The sequence below is a fragment of the Pseudomonas sp. RIT-PI-a genome, assembly GCF_001187875.1.
GTDB classification, from domain to species: Bacteria; Pseudomonadota; Gammaproteobacteria; order Pseudomonadales; family Pseudomonadaceae; genus Aquipseudomonas; species Aquipseudomonas coleopterorum.
The window spans coordinates 266524-286244 of the sequence record NZ_LGIR01000033.1 but is presented as its reverse complement, the minus strand read 5'-3'; the positions used below and the strand labels follow the sequence as shown (position 1 = coordinate 286244).

Annotated in this window: 18 protein-coding genes and 1 tRNA gene; 12 read left to right on the top strand and 7 right to left on the bottom strand. The window is 62.1% G+C overall.

Annotated features, from left to right (window positions below):
- Positions 1-102: 102 nt before the first annotated feature.
- Complete coding sequence (locus tag AC788_RS20275) at positions 103-1536, bottom strand: M48 family metalloprotease (protein ID WP_049862332.1); 1434 nt, start codon at positions 1534-1536, stop codon at positions 103-105.
- Between the two features lie 146 nt (positions 1537-1682).
- Here AC788_RS20275 and AC788_RS20270 point away from each other — a divergent pair, with 146 nt between their 5' ends.
- Together AC788_RS20270 and AC788_RS20265 are read left to right on the top strand one after the other, a co-directional pair.
- A complete protein-coding gene (locus AC788_RS20270; protein ID WP_049862331.1) occupies positions 1683-1922 on the top strand; it encodes a sulfurtransferase TusA family protein in 240 nt (79 codons plus the stop codon).
- 39 nt (positions 1923-1961) lie between these two features.
- Positions 1962-3032: an AI-2E family transporter gene (locus tag AC788_RS20265; protein ID WP_049862330.1), complete on the top strand. Its 1071-nt coding sequence runs from the start codon at positions 1962-1964 to the stop codon at positions 3030-3032.
- 93 nt (positions 3033-3125) lie between these two features.
- On the opposite strand, the gene AC788_RS20260 is transcribed toward AC788_RS20265, so the two are convergent.
- Both AC788_RS20260 and AC788_RS20255 read right to left on the bottom strand, forming a co-directional pair.
- Positions 3126-3599, bottom strand: coding sequence for a peroxiredoxin (locus AC788_RS20260; protein ID WP_043184985.1), 474 nt, complete (start codon positions 3597-3599; stop codon positions 3126-3128).
- 10 nt (positions 3600-3609) lie between these two features.
- Positions 3610-4170, bottom strand: a complete 561-nt coding sequence (locus AC788_RS20255) for a glycine cleavage system protein R (protein WP_043184988.1) — start codon at positions 4168-4170, stop codon at positions 3610-3612.
- A gap of 331 nt (positions 4171-4501) precedes the next feature.
- Here AC788_RS20255 and dapA point away from each other — a divergent pair, with 331 nt between their 5' ends.
- The 8 genes from dapA to AC788_RS20215 all read left to right on the top strand — a co-directional run bounded on the left by dapA (position 4502) and on the right by AC788_RS20215 (position 12297).
- Positions 4502-5380, top strand: coding sequence for a 4-hydroxy-tetrahydrodipicolinate synthase (gene dapA, locus AC788_RS20250; protein WP_049862329.1), 879 nt, complete (start codon positions 4502-4504; stop codon positions 5378-5380).
- 17 nt (positions 5381-5397) lie between these two features.
- Positions 5398-6516, top strand: coding sequence for an outer membrane protein assembly factor BamC (bamC, locus tag AC788_RS20245; protein WP_049862328.1), 1119 nt, complete (start codon positions 5398-5400; stop codon positions 6514-6516).
- A gap of 3 nt (positions 6517-6519) precedes the next feature.
- Positions 6520-7278: an MBL fold metallo-hydrolase gene (locus AC788_RS20240; RefSeq protein ID WP_049862327.1), complete on the top strand. Its 759-nt coding sequence runs from the start codon at positions 6520-6522 to the stop codon at positions 7276-7278.
- A gap of 48 nt (positions 7279-7326) precedes the next feature.
- A complete protein-coding gene (gene purC / locus AC788_RS20235) occupies positions 7327-8040 on the top strand; it encodes a phosphoribosylaminoimidazolesuccinocarboxamide synthase (RefSeq protein WP_049862326.1) in 714 nt (237 codons plus the stop codon).
- Positions 8041-8133: 93 nt separating this feature from the next.
- Positions 8134-8223, top strand: a tRNA-Ser gene (locus AC788_RS20230).
- Between the two features lie 417 nt (positions 8224-8640).
- Complete coding sequence (locus AC788_RS20225; protein WP_236690547.1) at positions 8641-9756, top strand: SMP-30/gluconolactonase/LRE family protein; 1116 nt, start codon at positions 8641-8643, stop codon at positions 9754-9756.
- A gap of 201 nt (positions 9757-9957) precedes the next feature.
- Positions 9958-11529: a gamma-glutamyltransferase family protein gene (locus AC788_RS20220; protein ID WP_049862324.1), complete on the top strand. Its 1572-nt coding sequence runs from the start codon at positions 9958-9960 to the stop codon at positions 11527-11529.
- Positions 11530-11604: 75 nt separating this feature from the next.
- Entirely contained in the window at positions 11605-12297 is a 693-nt protein-coding gene (locus tag AC788_RS20215) for a GntR family transcriptional regulator (RefSeq protein WP_049862323.1), read from the top strand.
- Between the two features lie 21 nt (positions 12298-12318).
- On the opposite strand, the gene AC788_RS20210 is transcribed toward AC788_RS20215, so the two are convergent.
- From AC788_RS20210 to AC788_RS20195, 4 genes are read right to left on the bottom strand one after another with little or no spacing between them, the layout of a single operon-like run.
- Positions 12319-13542, bottom strand: a complete 1224-nt coding sequence (locus tag AC788_RS20210) for an amidohydrolase family protein (protein ID WP_049862322.1) — start codon at positions 13540-13542, stop codon at positions 12319-12321.
- Complete coding sequence (locus AC788_RS20205) at positions 13539-16031, bottom strand: branched-chain amino acid ABC transporter ATP-binding protein/permease (RefSeq protein ID WP_049862321.1); 2493 nt, start codon at positions 16029-16031, stop codon at positions 13539-13541. Before AC788_RS20205 ends, AC788_RS20210 begins: the two co-directional genes overlap by 4 nt.
- Positions 16028-16897 carry a branched-chain amino acid ABC transporter permease gene (locus tag AC788_RS20200; protein ID WP_049862320.1) on the bottom strand — a complete coding sequence of 290 codons (870 nt, stop codon included), beginning with the start codon at positions 16895-16897 and terminating at the stop codon, positions 16028-16030. Before AC788_RS20200 ends, AC788_RS20205 begins: the two co-directional genes overlap by 4 nt.
- 3 nt (positions 16898-16900) lie before the next feature.
- The gene (locus AC788_RS20195) at positions 16901-18094 is read right to left on the bottom strand and encodes an ABC transporter substrate-binding protein (RefSeq protein ID WP_049862319.1); all 1194 of its coding nucleotides are present in this window, start codon (positions 18092-18094) and stop codon (positions 16901-16903) included.
- 185 nt (positions 18095-18279) lie between these two features.
- Here AC788_RS20195 and AC788_RS20190 point away from each other — a divergent pair, with 185 nt between their 5' ends.
- Both AC788_RS20190 and AC788_RS20185 read left to right on the top strand, forming a co-directional pair.
- Positions 18280-18678: a nuclear transport factor 2 family protein gene (locus tag AC788_RS20190; protein ID WP_043185044.1), complete on the top strand. Its 399-nt coding sequence runs from the start codon at positions 18280-18282 to the stop codon at positions 18676-18678.
- 218 nt (positions 18679-18896) lie between these two features.
- Positions 18897-19715 (top strand): hypothetical protein, encoded by an 819-nt coding sequence (locus tag AC788_RS20185; protein WP_049862318.1) that lies wholly within the window; start codon positions 18897-18899, stop codon positions 19713-19715.
- The last annotated feature ends 6 nt before the right edge of the window (positions 19716-19721 follow it).

The following is a 19721-nucleotide window of genomic DNA, read 5'->3' as shown; positions in this document are numbered from 1 at the left end:
GACGCTAGAGCGGTCGCGTGAAAAAATGTGAAAACCAATGTATCGAATCGTGCGGAAAGCTTTTGCGTCAACAAGCGGGCCCGGGCGGGCCCGCAGGGGTATTCAGCGCAGCATGTCCTTGACCAGCCGGTCCTGCTCCATCAGCTCCCGCTGCCGAGCGTCGATGCGCGACGCGAGCTGGAAGTTGTCCGCAGCTCGGCGCTTGGCCAGGTCCAGTTGCTGGATGGCCTGGTCGAACTCGCCGACCAGTGCAAAAAACTCGGCGCGCGCCTGATGCAGGCCGATGATATTGCCATTCTGCCCGCGGGTTTCAGCCACCAGGTACCACACGTCCGGGTCGTCCGAACGGGTCTTGAGCAGGTTTTCCAGCGCTTTCTCTGCATCGGCCATGCGATTCTGCTTGAGCAGCACATCGACCCGCTTCTGGTTGATCGGGTAGTTGCCCGGGTACTGCGTCAGCAGCCGGTCGATGCGCTGTTGGGCGTCGGGAATGCGGTTGTTGGTAATGTCCAGGTCGACCTGCGCCAGGTTGACGGTGATGTCGTCCGGCTGCTTGGCCAACAGCAGCTTGAGATTTTCACGCGCCTCGTTTAGTTGCCCGGCCTTGATCTGGGCCAATGCCAGACCGTAGCGCGCAGGCAGCGCGTTGGGGTTGTCATCCAGTTGCGCGCGAAAACGCTTGGCTGCCAGCCCCGGCGTTTCCTCGTAGTACAGCTGCACTCGGGCGCGCATCAGCTGGTACCACAGGCTGTCTTCCTTACCCCCTGGGGCGGCCTGCTCGGCGCGGTTGCGGGTGTCGGCGATACGCGATTCGCTGACCGGGTGGGTCAGGAGAAATTCCGGCGGCCGGGCATCGAAACGGTACTGGCGCATTAGCCGTTCGAACATGGTCGGCATGTTGCGGGGATCGTACCCGGCCTTTTCCATGTTGATGATGCCGATGCGGTCGGCCTCCTGCTCGTTCTGCCGAGAGAAGCGCCGCTGCTCCTGAATCGCCGCCGCCTGGCTGCCGGCAATCGCCGCGATGCCGGCATCACCGGCACCCGAGGCGGCAATCACGATACCGGCCAGCAACGCCGCCATCATCGGCAATTGCATGCGCTGCTGAGCCTCGACGCCTCGGGCGAAGTGGCGTTGCGACAAGTGCGCCAGTTCGTGGGCCAGCACGCCGATGTACTCGCCCTCGGTTTCGGCATTGAAGAACAACCCGCCGTTGACCCCGACGATGCCCCCCGGCGCTGCAAAGGCGTTGAGCTCCTTGCTGTCGATCAGAATGAATTCCAGGCGCCGATCGTTCAGTTGGCTGGTCTCGGAGAGGCGATACACGCTGGTCTCGACGAAGTCCTTGAGCAACGGGTCATTGAGCTGTTTGACCTGGCCGCGCAACAGGCTCAGCCAGGCACGACCCAATTGATGCTCCTGCTGGGGCGAGACGATCGCCGAGCTGGCGTCGCCAAGCGAGGGCAGGTCGCTGGCGTGGCCGGGTAGCGCCAGCAGGAAGGCGAGGGTCAGCAGGGTAGGGCGCAGAAAGGGCATGCACTGAGCTCGGCAGATGAAAGGCCCTACTGTAGCCGCCCCATTCGGCGACCACCAGAGGCGGCAACCTTGGGTTATTCTGTCGCGCCGCAGTCTGCCGGGATTCACCGCAGCGCCACGGCACCCTTTGGCTGGAGAAGATATCGATGAACGATGTGCCTGAATGTGACGTCGAGCTGGACACCAGCGGTCTTAATTGCCCGTTGCCATTGCTCAAGGCCAAGCTGGAACTCAACCGCATGGCCAGTGGTACGGTACTGAAGGTGATCGCCACCGACGCCGGCTCGCAGCGCGACTTCCGTTCGTTTGCCACCTTGGCAGGTCATGCGCTGTTACACGAAAAGGCGCTGGACGGGGTCTACTCGTATTGGTTGCGCAAGGCCTGAGCCACCACCCTGGTAGCTGGGTCATTCAAGGGAATTTCAATGTTCAAAGTGCTACGCGACTGGATCCAGCGTTACTTTTCCGATGAGGAGGCCGTCATTCTGGCGGTGCTGCTGGTGCTGGCGTTCACCGCCGTTCTGACCTTGGGCGGGATGCTGGCACCCGTGCTGGCGGGGGTGGTGCTGGCGGTCCTCATGCAAGGCCTGGTCAACATTCTGGGGCGCCTGCGGGGGCCCTCTGGCGTGGCCGTCGGCGCGGTGTTCGCGTTGTTCATGGGCGCGCTGGCGCTGTTCATGCTGGTGCTCGTGCCGCTGCTCTGGCATCAGGTGATCACCCTGTTCAACGAGCTGCCCGGCATGCTCGGCAAATGGCAGTCGCTGCTGTTGCTGCTGCCCGAGCGCTATCCGCACCTGGTCAGCGACGAGCAGGTATTGCAGGCCATCGAAGCGGCCCGCGGCGAGATCGGCAAATTCGGCCAGTGGGCACTGACTTTTTCCCTGTCCAGCCTGCCTCTGCTGGTCAACGTCATGATCTATTTCGTACTGGTGCCCATCCTGGTGTTCTTCTTCCTCAAGGACCGGGTGATGATCGGCCGCTGGGTCAGCGGCTACCTGCCGCGCGAGCGTGCGCTGCTGACTCGGGTGGCGCAGGAGATGAACCGGCAGATCGCCAATTACATCCGCGGTAAGGTCATCGAGATCTTCATCTGCGGCGTGGTGACCTACATCGCCTTCGTCGCATTGGGGCTGAACTACGCCGCTCTGCTGGCACTGCTGGTGGGGTTGTCGGTGGTGGTGCCCTACGTGGGGGCGGTGGTGGTGACGGTCCCGGTCACGCTGATCGCGCTGTTCCAGTGGGGCTGGGGTGACCAGTTCATCTACCTGATGGTGGTGTACGGCATCATCCAGACCCTGGATGGCAACGTGCTGGTGCCGTTGCTGTTCTCCGAGGCGGTGAACCTGCACCCGGTGGCGATCATCTGTGCGGTGCTGTTGTTCGGCGGGTTGTGGGGATTCTGGGGCATCTTCTTCGCCATTCCCCTGGCGACCCTGTTCAAGGCCGTGCTGGATGCCTGGCCAAGGCAGGAGCCTACCGTCGCGCCGATGCTCTGAGACCGCGGTGCGGGCTTCGCGGGCAGAGCCCGCTCCCACAGGTGATCCTGTCTGTAGGAGCGGTCAGCGGCCGCGAAGGGGCCACCGCCGATATCAACCCTTGCTCAACGCCTGTGCCGCCTCCAGCACACTCTGCACATGCCCTGGCACCTTCACGCCACGCCATTCCTGGCGCAATACGCCGTCCCGATCGATCAGGAAGGTGCTGCGGTCCACGCCCAGGTACTCCTTGCCATACAGCTTCTTCAGCTTGATCACATCGAACAGCTGGCACAGCGCCTCGTCCTTGTCGCTGATCAGCTCGAAGGTGAAGCCCTGCTTGGCTTTGAAGTTCTCGTGGGACTTGAGCCCGTCGCGCGACACACCGAACACCTCGGTGTCGGCGGCCTTGAACTGCTCGAGCAGGTCGCGGAAGTCCTGGCCCTGAGTGGTGCAGCCCGGCGTGCTGTCCTTGGGGTAGAAATAGACCACCACCTGGCGGCCCTTGAGCTCGCTCAGGCTGACGGTCTGACCGCCGGTGGCCTGGGCTTGGAAATCGGCAACAGGTTCATTGAGGGCGACAGCCATCGGTCAATCCTTACATGGGGTTCTGTGGACGCCAGGGTTCGATCAGCGCATCCAGGTTCAGCGCATCGGCGAAGTCCAGGAACTGGTCGCGCAACCAGCTGATCTGCACACCGGCAGGCAGCGTCACGGTGAACGTGGCATTGAGCATGGTGCCACCGGTCTGCGGCGCCTGGTAGGTGTCGCAGGTCAGGTTCTCGAGCTCGACGTTGTGGTCGATGAAGAACTGGCACAGCTCGTTGATGATGTCGGAACGATACGCCGAGCTGACATAGGCCACGTAAGGCAGCGCCTGCGGGCGACTGTCCAGGGTGGCGCTGCGCACCAGGCTGACGGTGAAGTCGTGCTTCTTGGCCAGCGAGCTCAGGCCGGTTTCCAGGCGCGCCAGGGCGTCCCAGTTGCCCGATACCTGCAGAACCAGGGCGCTGTATTCGCCATGACGAGTCAGGCGCGAGGTGGACACCGAGCAGCGGGCGTCGTGGGCCGCGCGGCACAGTACATTGGTCAGTTCCATGGGGTTGCGGCCCAGGGCGCTGATGACGAGGAATTGTTCGCGAACTGTGGGGGTGGACATGCAGCATTCCTAAAGCGATGAGCGGTCGGCAGCTTCAAGGGGCCGGATGACTGGTTCAAGGCCTGCGCCGTACCTCGTGCGAACCTGCGCTGACTGCCCGGCAACGCCCGCAGATACGGGGTGACGCCAGGTGACAAGGCTCAGGGACGGGGTTCGAAGCGCCGTTACGGCAGGCGATGACCAGGCAAGAAAGGCAACCCCTGCCGATCAAAGTCTGAAAGGGTATAGAAAAGCGGCGCGAAGGGGAATGCTCGCGGCGTGGTACTTCGCTTGTGCAAGGTGGTTGGCGCCAGTACCATTACCGCTCTCTTTTTCCGGCAGGAGCGGTTGCATGATTGCGGGCAGTATGGTGGCACTGGTCACACCCATGGACGCCCAAGGGCGTCTGGACTGGGACAGCCTGAGCAAGCTGGTGGACTTCCATCTGCAGGAGGGCACCCATGCCATCGTCGCCGTCGGCACCACCGGCGAGTCGGCGACCCTTGATTACGAAGAGCACATCAAGGTCATCGAGCACGTGGTCAAGCAGGTGAACGGGCGTATCCCGGTCATCGCCGGCACCGGTGCCAATTCCACCCGCGAGGCCGTCGAGCTGACCCGCAATGCCAAGCGCGCCGGCGCCGATGCCTGCCTGCTGGTGACCCCGTACTACAACAAGCCGACCCAGGAAGGCCTGTACCAGCACTTCAAGCACGTTGCTGAAACCGTCGACATCCCGCAGATCCTCTACAACGTTCCCGGTCGTACCGCCTGCGACATGCTGGCCGACACCGTCGTGCGGCTGTCCAAGGTGCCGAACATCATCGGCATCAAGGAAGCCACCGGCAACCTCGAGCGCGCCAAGGACATCATCAGCCGTGTCGACAGCGATTTCCTCGTGCTGTCCGGTGACGATCCCACGGCCGTCGAGCTGATTCTGCTGGGCGGCAAGGGCAATATTTCGGTCACTGCCAACGTCGCCCCGCGCGCCATGGCCGACCTGTGCAACGCGGCGTTGAACGGCGAGGCGGAACTGGCCCGCGCCATCAACGACAAGCTGATGCCGCTGCACAAGAACCTGTTCCTGGAAGCCAACCCGATTCCGGTCAAATGGGCGTTGCACGAAATGGGCTTGATGCCCGAAGGCATTCGCCTGCCGCTCACCTGGTTGAGCGCCACCTGTCATGAACCGCTGCGGCAGGCCCTGCGCCAGTCCGGCGTCCTGGTTTAATTGAGGAAGTAAGACGCATGAAGCGATTGGCTGGCCTTTCTGCCCTTGCCTTGGTCATTTCGAGCACCAGCGGTTGCGGGTGGCTCTGGGGCGAAAACGGTTATTTCCGCGATCGTGGCAATGATTACCTCGAGGCGACCCAAACCGCCCCGATGCAACTGCCGCCCGGCGTGCAAACCGACAAGCGTCTGGATCCGCTGCTGCCGATCCCGCGCAACGTCGCCGACGACAACGCCAAGGCATCCGAATTCGAAGTACCGCGTCCACTGCCCTTGCAGGTGGCGGCCCAGGCCAGCGATTTCTCGCTGCAGCGCAGCGGTGACAACCGCTGGATCCTGGCCCAGCGCGCACCTGCCGAAGTCTGGCCGATCGCGCACCAGTTCTTCGAGGACAACGGTTTCCGCATCGCCGAAGACCGCCCGCAGACCGGCGAATTCACCACCACCTGGCAGCGCTTCGACGAGCTCTCCGCCTCCATGGCGCAGCGCCTGAGCGGCGCGACCACCTCCGGTGAAAGCGAAACCCGCGTGCGCGTGCGCATCGAGCCAGGCGTGCAACGCAACAGCAGCGAAATCTACGTGGTCAGCGTCGAGCGTCCGGGTGGCAGCACCAGCGAGCCCGATTTCCCCGCACGTTCGGTGAACACTGGCCTGGATTCGATTCTGGTCGACCAGATGCTCGCCAGCATGACCCGCGACTCGGAACGCGGCGGCTCGGTGTCTCTGGTTGCCGCGCGTGATTTCGACGCGCCCAGCCGTGTAGCCATGAGCGAAGACGGCAGCGGCAACCCGGTGCTCAACGTCGGCGCCGACCTGGACCGTGCCTGGTCCAGCGTGGGTCGTGCCCTTGAACAGGGCCAGTGGCGCATCGAAGACATCAACCGCAGCCTGGGCCTGTACTACATCAACCTCGCCGAGTCCGCCCAGCGCGCCGACGACAAGCCCGGCTTCTTCAGCCGCGTGTTCGGCAATGCGCCGAGCAAGGAAGAGATCGAAGCCCGCGCCGAGCGTTACCAGGTGCGCCTGAGCAAGGTGGGCGACACCGTTCAGGTCACTGTCGAGAAGAACATCAACACCGTGGCCCCGGCAGACGTTGCCCGCCGCGTGTTGGGTGTGATTCAAGACAACCTGGGCTAAGCGATGCGTTTCGCCGTTCTCGGAAGCGGTAGCCAAGGGAATGGCACACTGGTCAGCAGCGAAGACACGCACGTGCTGGTCGACTGCGGTTTCTCCCTGCGGGAAACCGAACGTCGGCTGGCCCGTCTGGGCCTGAGCGCCGCGCAATTGAGCGCCGTGCTGGTGACCCACGAACATGCCGACCACGTGCATGGCGTGGAGCTGCTGGCGCGGCGTCATGGCGTGCCCGTCTACATGAGCCAGGGCACCGAGCGCGGTCTGCGCAAGCCGGTGCCGGTGCGCAGCCATGTGCGTTGTGGCGACGTGCTGGACGTCGGGGCGTTGCGCATCGAAGTGGTCTCCGTGGCCCACGACGCTCTGGAGCCTACCCAGTACGTATTCACCGACGGCAAGCGCCGCTTCGGTCTGCTGACCGACCTGGGCTCCCATTGCGCCAGGGTTCGCGACCACTATCAGGGCCTGGACGCCTTGATGATCGAAAGCAACCATTGCCGCGACATGCTCGCCCGTGGGCACTACCCTTATTTCCTCAAGCAGCGCGTCGGCGGTGACTGGGGCCATCTGAACAATCACCAGGCTGCTGGCCTGGTGGAACAGTTGGGCTGGAAGAACCTGCAACACCTGGTGCTGGCCCACCTGAGCAGCAAGAACAACCTGCCGCAGCTGGCTCGGCAATGCTTCGTCGACACCCTGGGGTGCGACGCGGACTGGCTGCAAGTGGCCGATCAAGATTCAGGGCTCGACTGGCGTCACATCGCCTAGCGTCCCAAAGGGGCGCCTAGCCCATACTTTTAGCAAGCGGAGCCCATCATGGAAAAACGTGAAGAACTCTACCGCGGCAAAGCCAAGTCGGTGTACAAGACCGACGACGCCGACCGCTTGATCCTGCTGTTCCGCAACGACACCTCGGCGTTCGATGGCAAGCGCATCGAACAGCTCGACCGCAAGGGCATGGTGAACAACAAGTTCAACGCCTTCATCATGCAGAAGCTGGAAGCGGCGGGCATCCCGACTCAATTTGACAAGCTGCTGGCCGACAACGAAGTGCTGGTCAAGAAGCTCGACATGATTCCGGTCGAATGCGTGGTGCGCAACTACGCCGCCGGCAGCCTGGTCAAGCGTCTGGGCGTCGAAGAGGGCATGAAGCTGAACCCGTACACCTTCGAACTGTTCCTCAAGGACGACGCCAAGGGTGACCCGTTCATCAACGAATCCCACGTCGTGGCCTTCGGCTGGGGCACCGCCGAGCAGCTGGCGAAGATGAAAGAGCTGTCGCTCAAGGTCAACGACGTGCTGATCAAGCTTTTCGACGACGCCGGCCTGCTGCTGGTCGACTTCAAGCTCGAATTCGGCGTGTTCAGTGACGGCTCCATCGTCCTGGGCGACGAATTCAGCCCCGACGGCTGCCGTCTGTGGGACAAGGACACCCGCAAGAAAATGGACAAGGACCGCTTCCGCCAGGGTCTGGGCGACGTCATCGAAGCCTACGAAGAAGTGGCCAACCGCCTGGGCGTGCCGCTGTAACACCGCTGTAGACGCGCAAGCGCCTGAATTCGCAAATTATTTTGCATCAGGGGCTTCGCGTTTGGCGCAGACGCTGGTATGATTCGCGCCGTTGGAGAGATGCCAGAGTGGCCGAATGGGACGGATTCGAAATCCGTTGTACCTTCACCGGTACCTAGGGTTCGAATCCCTATCTCTCCGCCATTATTGCTACACGCTAAGCCCCCGAAAACGTTGACGTTCTCGGGGGCTTTTTGTTTTGGACGCCATTTCACGCGGTGGAATTAACCATCAAGCCTCGGTTTGGCGGCTGCGTCGATTTGATCGTCTCCGACTCCCCGACTTCGATCGTGACGCACCGGCCGTCAACCATCGTTCAGTCCATTCCCAGCCACACGTCACCCTTCATCCAGTGGAACTTCCCCACCCCAACTCCCTTCAATACCCATGAATCTGTCGCGCCGTCCGTTCCATCCGACACCCCGACAGGTTTTTTTTCGCACACCTCTGAAACCGGTTTCACAACTCGGTGCAGACCAGCCCATCTCATCCCGCAGGAGCCCGGAAAGGATGACCAAAAACCCATTGAAGCGAGCCTCGATCACCGCCCTGGCGGCCGCGATGTTGGCTTTGACAGCGAATGCAGCCCAGGCCGAGACCATTGATCGCAGCGTGGTTCCCATTGGTTCGATCCAGGAGGTGGCGGCGTTCAGCGGCCCAGGGCCGTCGGGCATCGTGGTTACTCCGGAAGGGCGCACCTTTGTCGGCTTTCCGCGTCATGCCGATGATCACGCTGGCATGACGCTGGGCGAGTTGGTCAACGGTAAGCTGGTTCCCTATCCCTCCGCCGATGTCAGCCTGCCGTCTGGGCTGTCCGACGCCAAGCGTCTCGTTTCCCTGCATGGCATGACCCTGGATAAGCGTGGGCGCCTCTGGTTGATCGACGATGGCAAGCGCGCCGGCAAGCAGGGCATTCCGGCGGGGGCGGCGAAGGTGGTGGGTATCGACTTGAGCAGCAACAGCATCGTGACGTCCATCGAGCTCAAGGATGCTCTGCGTCAGGACAGCCACATGAATGACCTGCGCATCGATCTGACCCACGGCAGCCAAGGCACCGCTTATGTCGCCGACTCATCCTTCGGCGACGACCCGGCTTTGGTGGTGGTGGATCTGGCCACGGGGAAGCAGCGTCGTGTGCTTACCGGTCATCCTTCCATCGTGGCGCAGATGGATTTCGTCACCCAGCTCGACGGTGTGCCCATGCGCTACGACGGCAAGAACACGGCATTCCCTCACGGTGGCGTCGATGGTCTGGCGCTGACGCCCGATAGTTCGCGTCTGTTCTATTCACCGCTCACCAGTCGACACCTGTGGAGTCTGCCAACCGCAGCACTTTCCGACTTCGGCCTCGATGATCGACAACTGGCTGCCCGGATCAAGGATGAAGGCGAGAAGGTAATGGTCGACGGGATGGACATGGACGCTCAGGGCCGTCTGTACATGACCGATGCCGAGCATCATCAGGTGCTGCGTCGCTGGCCGGATGGACGCCTCGACGTGGTCGTGCGCGACCCGCGACTGGTTTGGCCGGACGGCGTATTCGTGACCGCCGATTCGGTGTACGTGACGTTGGGGCAGTGGAGCCGGATGGGCAAGGGGTTCGACACCCGGCAGCCGCCGTATCTGTTGGTCAAGGCGCCTATCGAGGCCACCCCGCAGTTCAACGCCGCGCAATGACCGTAGCGGGGGCGCAGATCGTGTCCCCGCTGATAGGAAACACCGTCTGAAAGCCTGAAGATCCTCTTCGCCGCCATTGATTCAGCCCACTGCCGTTTGCCCAACCCGAGCCTCACCAGCCACCAAGAAAAAAGCGCGGCACACTTATTGCTCTGCTAACAATAAATTCATAAATAGCTAGCAAAGTCAGGGCCTCGAATCATGATCGCTACCTCTTCTCATGCTGTGATCTGCACGCCTCACGCCCAAGCCACTGCCGCAGGGATGCAGATCCTCGATGCGGGTGGCACGGCCATTGATGCCATGCTGGCAGCCAGTGCGATGCTGGCCGTGGTCTTCCCGCACATGACCGGCCTGGGCGGAGATGCCCTCTGGATGATCCACGACACCCAGGTCCGCACCATCGTGGGGATCGGCCAGGCCGGGCAGCGGTTGCCCGACGGCGGAGTCATCGGTTTGAGAGGTCCATCGTCGGTCGCCACCACGGCAGGTGCGCTGGCGAGTTGGCAGACGGCGGCGACTATCAGCCGGCAGGAGTGGGGCTCCCATTTGGGTTGGGCCGACCTGTTGCAGGACGCCGCCAGCGTGGCGGAGGCGGGCACGCCTGTTTCACAGTCCCAGCTGTTTTGGCAGACACTGCGGCAGCCACTCATCGAGCAGCTGTCGGACCTGCACGGTGTCTGCAAGACCGATGGGCGCTGGTTGCGCGCAGGCGATACGCTGCGTCAGCCGGCGCTTGCCAACACCCTGCGGCATCTGGCCAGGTACGGGGTCGAGGATTTTTATCAAGGCGAGTTGGCTCACGCGTTCGGGGCGGCGTTCGATCGGCTCGGTTGTGGCTTGACCCAGGCCGACCTGGCGGCCACGCGTGCACCGCTGGTGGCCCCTGTTTCGGTACCTTACCGCCAGGGCCGACTCTACAACGTCGCACCGCCGTGCCAGGGTCTTTACACCCTGCAAGCCATGGCCGCGCTGCAGCATAAGCCACTCGCGCAGGTCGGCAATGGCAGCGCGCTTTACTACCACTACCTGGTCGAAGCCATCAAGCAAGGTCTGCTGCGCCGCAACGCGCAATTGTGCGACCCCCTGGGTACGGCTTGGGATTTCGCCGCCAGTCTCGATGAACGGCACGTTCGAGGGTATGCCGATGCCATCGACGACCAGCGAGCAGCGCCGTGGAACGAGCCGGGGCGTCCTGCCGATACGGTCTGGATGGCTGCGACCGATGCCCAGGGTCGGACGGCCTGCCTCATCCAGAGCCTGTTTCATGACTTCGGCTCGGGCTGTATTCTGGGCGACACCGGGGTGCTGTGGCAGAACCGTGCTGCGGGTTTCAACGCCAGTCCCGAACACGTCAATGGCTGGGCCCCCGGCAAGCGTCCCGCCCATACGCTCAACCCATCCTGTTACCTGGCCGACGATGGTCGCCGCTGGTTCTTCGGCACTCAGGGAGGCGATGGTCAACCGCAGACGCAGATGGTCCTGGCGACGCAGCTCATCGACTATCAGCAGCCTATCGATCAGGCCTTGGGCTTCCCCCGCTTTTTGCTGGGCCGCAGTTTTTTCGACAGCACCGACAACCTCAAACTCGAAGGCGATATGAGCGCCACGAGCATCGAAGGCCTGGCGGCGCTGGGTCATGGGGTGGAAATCATACCGGCGCAGAGCCCGATGACGGGCCATGCCGGTATCATCGCCATCGATGCCCAGGGGCGGCGCAGTGCCATGCATGATCCGCGAGGCGAGGGTACGGCACTTGGTCAGGCAGACTGAAGGTTGAACGGGTATTTGCCGGATACTAGCCATCTCGTGTATAGGCATGAGGCTTTCTAGACAACAGAGGAAACGATGGGGTTGAGTACCGTCACTGCCAAACAGCTTGAGGTGCAGCGTATCGTCGATGCGCTGTTCAACGCTATTGCCCACCATCGCCTGCCGCCCGGCACTCGCTTGGTCGAAGCCCACATCGTCGAAACCTTGCAGGCCAACCGCAATCACGTGCAAGTCGCCCTGCAGCGGCTGGCGATGCAGAAAGTAGTGACCATCGAAGCCAATCGGGGCGCCATGGTGGCCCAGCCTACCGCCAAGGAAGCGCGGGATATCTTCAGTGCCCGTCGCGCCATCGAGCGGGCGATCGTCGAGGCCATTACCCCGGCCGTGATGCGCAAGCACCGCCAGCGCATTGCCAGCCATATGAACAACGAGCGCAAAGCCACCAGCGATACCGATCGACGCGCCATCGTTCGCGAGCTGAGTGAATTTCACCTCATGCTCGGCGAAATCAGTGGAAACGTCGTGCTCAGCGATATCCTTGGAAATCTGATGGTGCGCAGCTCATTGATCGTGGCGCTGTACCAGCGCAACGATGTGCCGTCATGCGCGTCGGACGAACATCAGCAGATCATCACCGCGCTGGAACAGGGCGATAACGCGGGGGCCGTACGGGTCATGCTGGAGCACCTGGACGAACTGGAAGGGCAGTTGGCCCTGGAAGAGCGAGCCTTGGAGGAGTTCAACCTCAAGCAGGCGCTGAGTGGCTGACGGGCAGGCTTGCCCGTTCAATCATGGCCTCAGCAACGTCCCGACCGGTCGACTGAATGTTTGCCTGCCACCCTTGAAGCCCATCACCGGGGCGCTTATCTCGGCGATCACCGCTGCTGGCGAAGGCGCGTCGAAGACGATGAAGTCGGCGCGGCAGCCCGGTAGCAGGCCGTAATCTTTCAGCCTGAGCAGGCGTGCCGATTCGCTGGATACCCAGGCCAGGCACTGCAGCAATTGCGGCACTGTGCCCATCTGGCTGACGTTGGCGAAAAGGTTGGCCTGACGCACCAGCGAAGCATCGCCATAGGGCGTAAAGGGGTTGCCGACATTGTTGGTGGACACCGAACACGTCACGCCGCAGGCGTGCAGATGCGCCAGCGGTGCCAGCCCCCGAGGTTTGTTGTGGAACACGTCGCGACCCATCAGGAACAGGTCGGTGCTGGGCAGGCAGGTCACCTGAACGCCCGCTTCGGCCAGCTCCAATGCGAGCCCCGTCAGTGATTCCTGGGGCAAGGCGGACAGCTTGGTCACATGGCCAATGGTCACGCGTCCGCCCCAACCATGCAGCCGAGTGCAGCGCGCGACTTCCATGACGGTCAGGCCTTCGGGGTTCAAATCGAAATCCAGATGCAGGTCCAGGTCGCAGTCGTAGCGTGTGGCCAGTTCGAACAGCCGCTGGATCTGCCCCAGCGGGTCGCTGTCCATATACGGGCACCCACCCAGGACCGTTGCACCGCTTTCCAGTGCCTGGCACAACAGTGCCTCGGTCCCTGGGTTGTTGAGCATTCCTTCCTGCGGAAACACACACAGTTCCAGGGTGATAGCCCATGCATAGTCGGCCTGCAAACGGCGAATGGCATGGAAACCGATCAAGCCGATCTGTGGATCCAGCTCCACATGGGTGCGCATGTGCGTGGTGCCTTGCACGATGGCCTTGTCCAGCACCTGCGCGCCGCGCCGATACACATCGTCTTCGGTAAACCCGGCTTTGGCCGCTCGGGTTTGGGCCACCGCTTCCGCCAGCGTGCCTTCCTGAAGATGGCATCGCTGCATGATGCAGGCTTTGTCCAGGTGAATGTGGGTTTCGATCAGGCCGGGCATCACGAGCTGCCCACGCAAATCGAGGGTTTCCCACGGGCCTGCGTCTGCGCTCAAGGCTTCGACGAAATAGCCGTTCTCGACCTGCAGTTTGGTCAGGTGGCTATCGGCGCCGAGCCGCACATTGATGATCTTCATCGCCTTCATGCACTGACACCTTCGCCCAGGTAGGCCGCAGCCAAGTCTTTGTCTTCGCGCAATTGAGCGGCGCTGCCGGTTTTCACGATGGTCCCGGTTTCCAGCACATACGCACGATCTGCCACTTGCAGCGCCAGGTTGGCCATCTGGTCCACCAGTAGAATGGTCACGCCCTCGTCACGCAGGGCAGCCAGCGCGTCGTAAAGCTCGCCGATCATGGCGGGCGACAGGCCCAGGGAGGGTTCGTCGAGCAACAGGATTTTCGGCTTCGCCATCAGGCCGCGCCCCACGGCGACCATTTGCTGTTCACCTCCGGACAACAGACCAGCCGGGTTGTCGATGCGGTCGCGCAGGCGAGGGAAGCGCTTGAGGATGGCCTCGATTTCAGCGTCGGTATCGAAGGCTTCGCGGCGCGAGTAACCGCCCAGTAGCAAATTGTCGCGCACGCTCAGGTAAGGGAAGACCTGACGGCCTTCGGGCACCAGTGCCAGGCCCTGCGCGGCAATCAGGCTGGCGCTGGTCTGTTCGATATTTTCGTTGTCGAGCAGGATGCTGCCGCTGCTGGCGCGATGCAGGCCGGCCAGGCATTGCAGAATGCTCGATTTGCCAGCGCCGTTCGCGCCGAGAATGGCCACCAGCTCGCCAGGATTGACCAGCAGATTGACCTTGTTGACCACGGCGGACGCGCCGTAGTCAATGACCAGATCCTTGACGTACAGACGCGCATCGCGGCTACCGGCCCAGGGTTGGGCACGCGCGGTGGCCTGATAGTCGGTGCCGCCCAGATAGGCCGCGATCACTTGCGGATTCTGGCGGATTTCAGACGGCGGTCCCGAGGCGATCGGCTTGCCAGCGTCAAGCACCAGTAAATGCTCGGACACCGACATGACCAGCGTCATGTCGTGCTCGACCAGAATGACCGTGAGGCCGAAGTCCGCCAGCTTGCGCAGCAGTATCGCCAGGTCGTCGGTGTCGCGACGACTGAGGCCCGCCGCAGGTTCATCCAGCAGCAATACCGCCGGTGCGGTCGCCAGCGCCCGGGCTATTTCCACCAGGCGACGGTCTACGTGAGGCAAATCTTCGGCGGGAATATTCACCTCGCCGCGGTAGCCCACCAATGCCAGCAGATCCAGCGCCAGGCTGCGTTGTGTTTCCGGGGCGCGGCTGAACGGCAGACCCAGGCGTCCCTTCTGCATCGCCACCAACAGGTTGTCGAGTACGGACATTTCGCCGAACAGCAAGGTGGTCTGGTAAGTACGGGCGATGCCGGCCCTGGCGGTTTTCCAGGCCGGTAGGCCGGCCAGCGGTTGCTGCAATTCGATCTGGCCGCTGTCTGGTGCGTAGAATCCACTGATCATATTCAGAACGGTGGTTTTGCCCGCGCCGTTGGGGCCGATGATGCTGGTGATACTGCCAGCGGGTGCCTGCAGGCTGACGTGTTGCGCGGCCTGCACACCACCGAAGCGAATGCCGATATCGGAAACCCGCAACCCCGAGGACGGGCCACGGCTGCGTAGATGCGCGGCCATGCGTGCTTGATCGATGGACGTCGGCGGCAGCAAGCGCACCGGTTTGATCAGGCGTCGGGCAAGGGCGCCCAGCAGTCCGTTGGGCGCGATCCACAATACGATGAGCAGGAGCAGGGAGAAGATCAACAGCCGGTATTCGGCGAAATCCGAGAGCAGTTCCGGGACCAGCACGATCAACACTGCGCCGATCAGCGGCCCGAACAGCATGCCACTGCCGCCCACGATCACGGCCAGAACGAACAGGATGGATTGGGAGAAGGGAAAGGATTCCGGGTTGATGAACATCAGCAATGGCGCGAGCAAACCGCCTGCCAGCCCGGTCAGGGCCGCGGACAATGCGAACGCCAGGGTCTTGCTGATCACCGGATTGAAGCCCAGCGAGCGTGCCGCGATTTCCGAGGTTTTCACCGCACGCATGGCCTTGCCCCAGCCACTCTGGCTCAGGCGTCGATAGAACAGCAGCGCGCCGATCATCAGCGCGGCGGCCAGCAGGGCGAGCAGGATCGCTGGATCCAGGCCGGCGAACTCCGGTAGCGGGATACCCATCAAGCCGTTGGAGCCACCGGTCACGTCCCGCCATTCGATCAAGCCGTGATGCACCACGAACGCAAAGGCGATGGTGATCATCGCCAGGTAAGGGCCGCTGACCCGAAGCGCGGGGATCGCCAGCAGCGCGCCAATCAGACCCGCCACCGCACCGGCCATTGGCAGGGCCAGCCACAGCGTCCATCCGGCCATGCTCAGGAGTGCCGATACATAGGCGCCTATCGCGTAGAACGCGATATGCCCGAAGGAAATCTGTCCGCTCAGGCCAAGCAGGATATTGAGGCCGACGCCGACCACCGCCGCCAGGGCGCAGAGGGTGAAAACCAGTAACGAGTAGCTGTCGAGCGTGAACGCCATGACGCCGCAGACCACAGCGAGCAAGGCGATGAACGCTGGAGCGACCAGGGTTTTGAGGTTGTTCATACTTTCACCAATACCCGGCTGCCGAACAGGCCGTTAGGCCGAATCGCCAGCGCCAGAATGACCAGTGCAAACGTGAATATCTGGGTGAATGCCGAGCCGAAGTACAGGGTGATCAACGCCTCGGCCAGGCCGAACAGCAATCCGGCGGCGAACACACCGCCCGCGCTGCCGATGCCACCGAGAATCGCCACCGCAAAGGCTTTCAATCCGAACAACATGCCCATTTCCGCGTTGACGCTGAACAATGGTGCAATCAACAGGCCCGCCACCGCCGCGAAGACGGTCGACAGCGCAAAGGCGATGGCGACCACACGATTGACGCTGATGCCCATCAGCATCGCAGCGCGCGGATTCTGCACGCAGGCTTCCAATACCTTGCCCAGCCGGGTGTAACGCCGTACCAGATACAGCGCCAGGGCGACAGCCGCGCCTGCCAGTGGAATCAACAGCTGCAGGGCGCTGATATGGCTGCCGAACAGCTCGACATTCAGGTTCACCAAGTGGCTCTCGAACTGCCGAGGTTCCTTGCCGAAGGTAAACAGCGCCAGGTTGTCCACCAGAATCCCGCCCGCCACCGTTGCCATCAACCAGGCCTGCGAACCACGGCTGTGGAAGGGCCGCACCAGGTAGCGCTCGATCACCAAGCCATACACCGCACAGAGGATCAATGTCAGTGGCACGCCTAGCCATAGTGGCCAGCCCCAGTTGATGCAAAACAGGTAGCCGAGCACCGCACCGACCATCATGGCGCTGCCCTGGGCAAAGTTGACGGTGCGCGATACGACGTAGGTGAGGTGAAAACCCAATGCCAGCAAGGCGTACATGCTGCCCAGGCCGAGCCCGGTGATAACGGCGGCGGTGAACATCGCTTACTCCTGAGGCTTGAGCGGCACGATCTGGTCGTTGACGAAGTGGGTGAAGATATAGTCGTCAGGGCCCAGGGCATCATGCTTGGATGGGCTGAACGGCTGCTTGTAGTGCTTGATCAAGCCGTCATAGTCCGTGACTGCGTAGAAACCGTCGCGCACGGCAGGGCCCTGCGTGGTGCCGGCCTTTTCGATGGCTTGAGCGGCGAGATGCAGCGCGTCGTACGCATTGGCGATGCCGACTGCCGGGGTGACGTCGGCCACGGTCTTGATCTGCGGGTAGGCCGTTTTCAATGCGGCCAACAATGCATCGCCCTTGGCACCGTTGTGTTCCGTGAACACGTAGGTCTGAATGAAGTGGACCTTGGACGCGTTCGGCCCTGCCAATTCGCCGAAACGACCACCCGCCGGCCCCCAGTGAGAAACCACAGGCACGTCCCAGCCCATGCGGTCCAGGGATTTGACCACCTGCGCCGAAGGACCCACATTGCCCACCATCAGCAGAGTGTCCGCGCCGGCGTTTTTCAGGCGAGTCAGTTGCGGAACCACATCCAGGTCGCTGTCCTGAATGCGCTCGACACCGGCATTGGCCAGGCTGCGTTTTTCCAGGGCGCGTTTGAAACCTGCCTCGTTGGATTCGCCCCAGGGATTATTGATGAGGATCATGCCCGGCTTTTTCATGCCGTTGTCGACCCCGTATTGCACCAGGGCCTCGTCCACCAGCTCATCGACGGCAGAGACCCGGAACACGTAGTTGTCTGCCGCACCGTTCTCGGTGATTTTCGTACCCGCGGCCCAGATGCCCATGAACGGTACTTTCAGCTGATTGGCCAGCGGCACGATAGCCAGGGAAACTGGCGTGTCCAGTCCGCCGAACAGCACGGTGACCTTCTCGCGCTGGACCAGCTCGCGCGCGGCGAGCATCCCCTTGGACGGGTTGCTTTCGTCATCTCGACGCACCAGCTCCAACTGACGGCCAAGCACGCCGCCGCTGGCATTGACCTCATTGATGGCCATGGTCAGGCCGCGGGTCAGGGCTTCCCCGGACTTGGCCGATTGGCCCGAAAGGGCGGCTACCAAACCGACTTTGATCGGCGGTTCGACCGCTTGCGCGCCATGGATCATCGCCAGGTTGAGCGTGGCTGCCGCAGCCACGGGGAACAGCAGACGTTGCAGGTTTGGAAGCCAGGTGGCCATGGTTTACTCTCCTGATTGCTAGCATTTGCATGTTTATTGCTAGCAAGTAGGATGCCAGTCGCTGGATCCACAAAAATGGCCGATATGTCCGTGAATACCGCAGTCTGCGCGCCAAAATAAAGCGTTTTGCACCAAGCGGATGCATCCGCCATCAGCGGACTTCCCATGATTCAGGAGTTATGACGATGATCGATATGAACAAAGACGTACAGATTGTTAGCAGTTTCCTCGAAGCCTCGATGGCTCCGGATCCGGTCCGCGCCGCGACGTTCATGAGTGAGGATGTGCAGATCACGTTCACCGGCGGACGGGTGATGCCTGATCCCCAGGCAATCACTGCGTTCAACGGTTCACGTTACGCGTGGGTCAAGAAGGCCCTGGGTGATTTCGACTGGATGGACCGTGGTGATCACACCGTGGTGTATTCAAACGGAACGCTTTATGGCGAATGGGCTGATGGCCGCAGTTTCTCGGGCAACCGTTACCTGGATCGATTCGAGGTGCGTAATGGCAAGATAGTCCGCATGGACGTCTGGAATGACAGCGCCGAATGGCTGCTGACGCCAGAAATTGCCAAGGCCTGAAAAACGACCCGGCAAACTTCCGACCCGTGTTTCAGCCACCCGTACCTCTGTGCAAAGTGAGCCGTTGCGTTCCGGCTCGCTAGCCCGTGCTTTCGCCAAAAAAGCTGCGCAGCAGAAACCCTGTAAGAAAAATCTGAAAATCCCCCCTTCGCCTATCATCCCATTCCATCCACTGCCAACCTCCCGCATCCCCATTGAGACCCAAGCCGGAGAGCTGCATGGACGTCGCCTTGTGCACCATCAACAATACCGTTTACGACATCGCCGGATTCGAGGCGCTGAGCCCCAAGTGCATTGGTGTCATGCGGCGCAATCTGTTGTGTCCGCGTTGCATGGGGCCAGGGTTCTATCGCAAGGCGGCGCGCAGTGGACAGGCCTCCTGCTTCGGTGCCCGGCCCCATGCCGAGTTCTGCGACATGGGCGGGCCGCAGAGTGCGTCGTACCGCGGTGACACGCTGGAGCAGGACGATGTGGTCAACCGGGGCGAACGCATCGAGGTGGACTTTGCCTTTGGCGCACCGTTGCATCATCACGCCGTGGAGGAGGGCGCAGAGGCCACCTATGGCGCAGGCCGGCAGAGTGGCGGGCATGCCGCACAAAGAACCCAGACCCGTCATCGGCGCTTGAGCACATTGCTGAAGAACCTGATCCTGAGTGAGGACTTTCGTCGTTCGGAGCAGTTGATCTCGGTGGAAAGCGGGCTGTTCAAGGTCCGCGATTTCTTCGTGCCGTTCGCCCATGCCGAGTGTGATGAGCTGGAGCGCATGCGCGGTTATTGGGGCTTGATCTCCGATGCGGCGCAGTCGGGCGATCAGCCGCCGAGCCTGTGGCTCAACACCGGCGGGCGGCAGGACTTGAGCGTGGTGGGCGACAGTTCGCTGGCCGATGATTTCACCCAGCGCTTTCCCATTCACGAGCTCGAGGACCTGGCCGGTGCCTACGTGCTGGTGTTTGGATGCGTGCGTGTGTCGAAGAATGCCAAGAAGTACATCGCGGTCCATGATATCTCGCGTATAACGCTCAACAAGACGCCTTGATGTCGC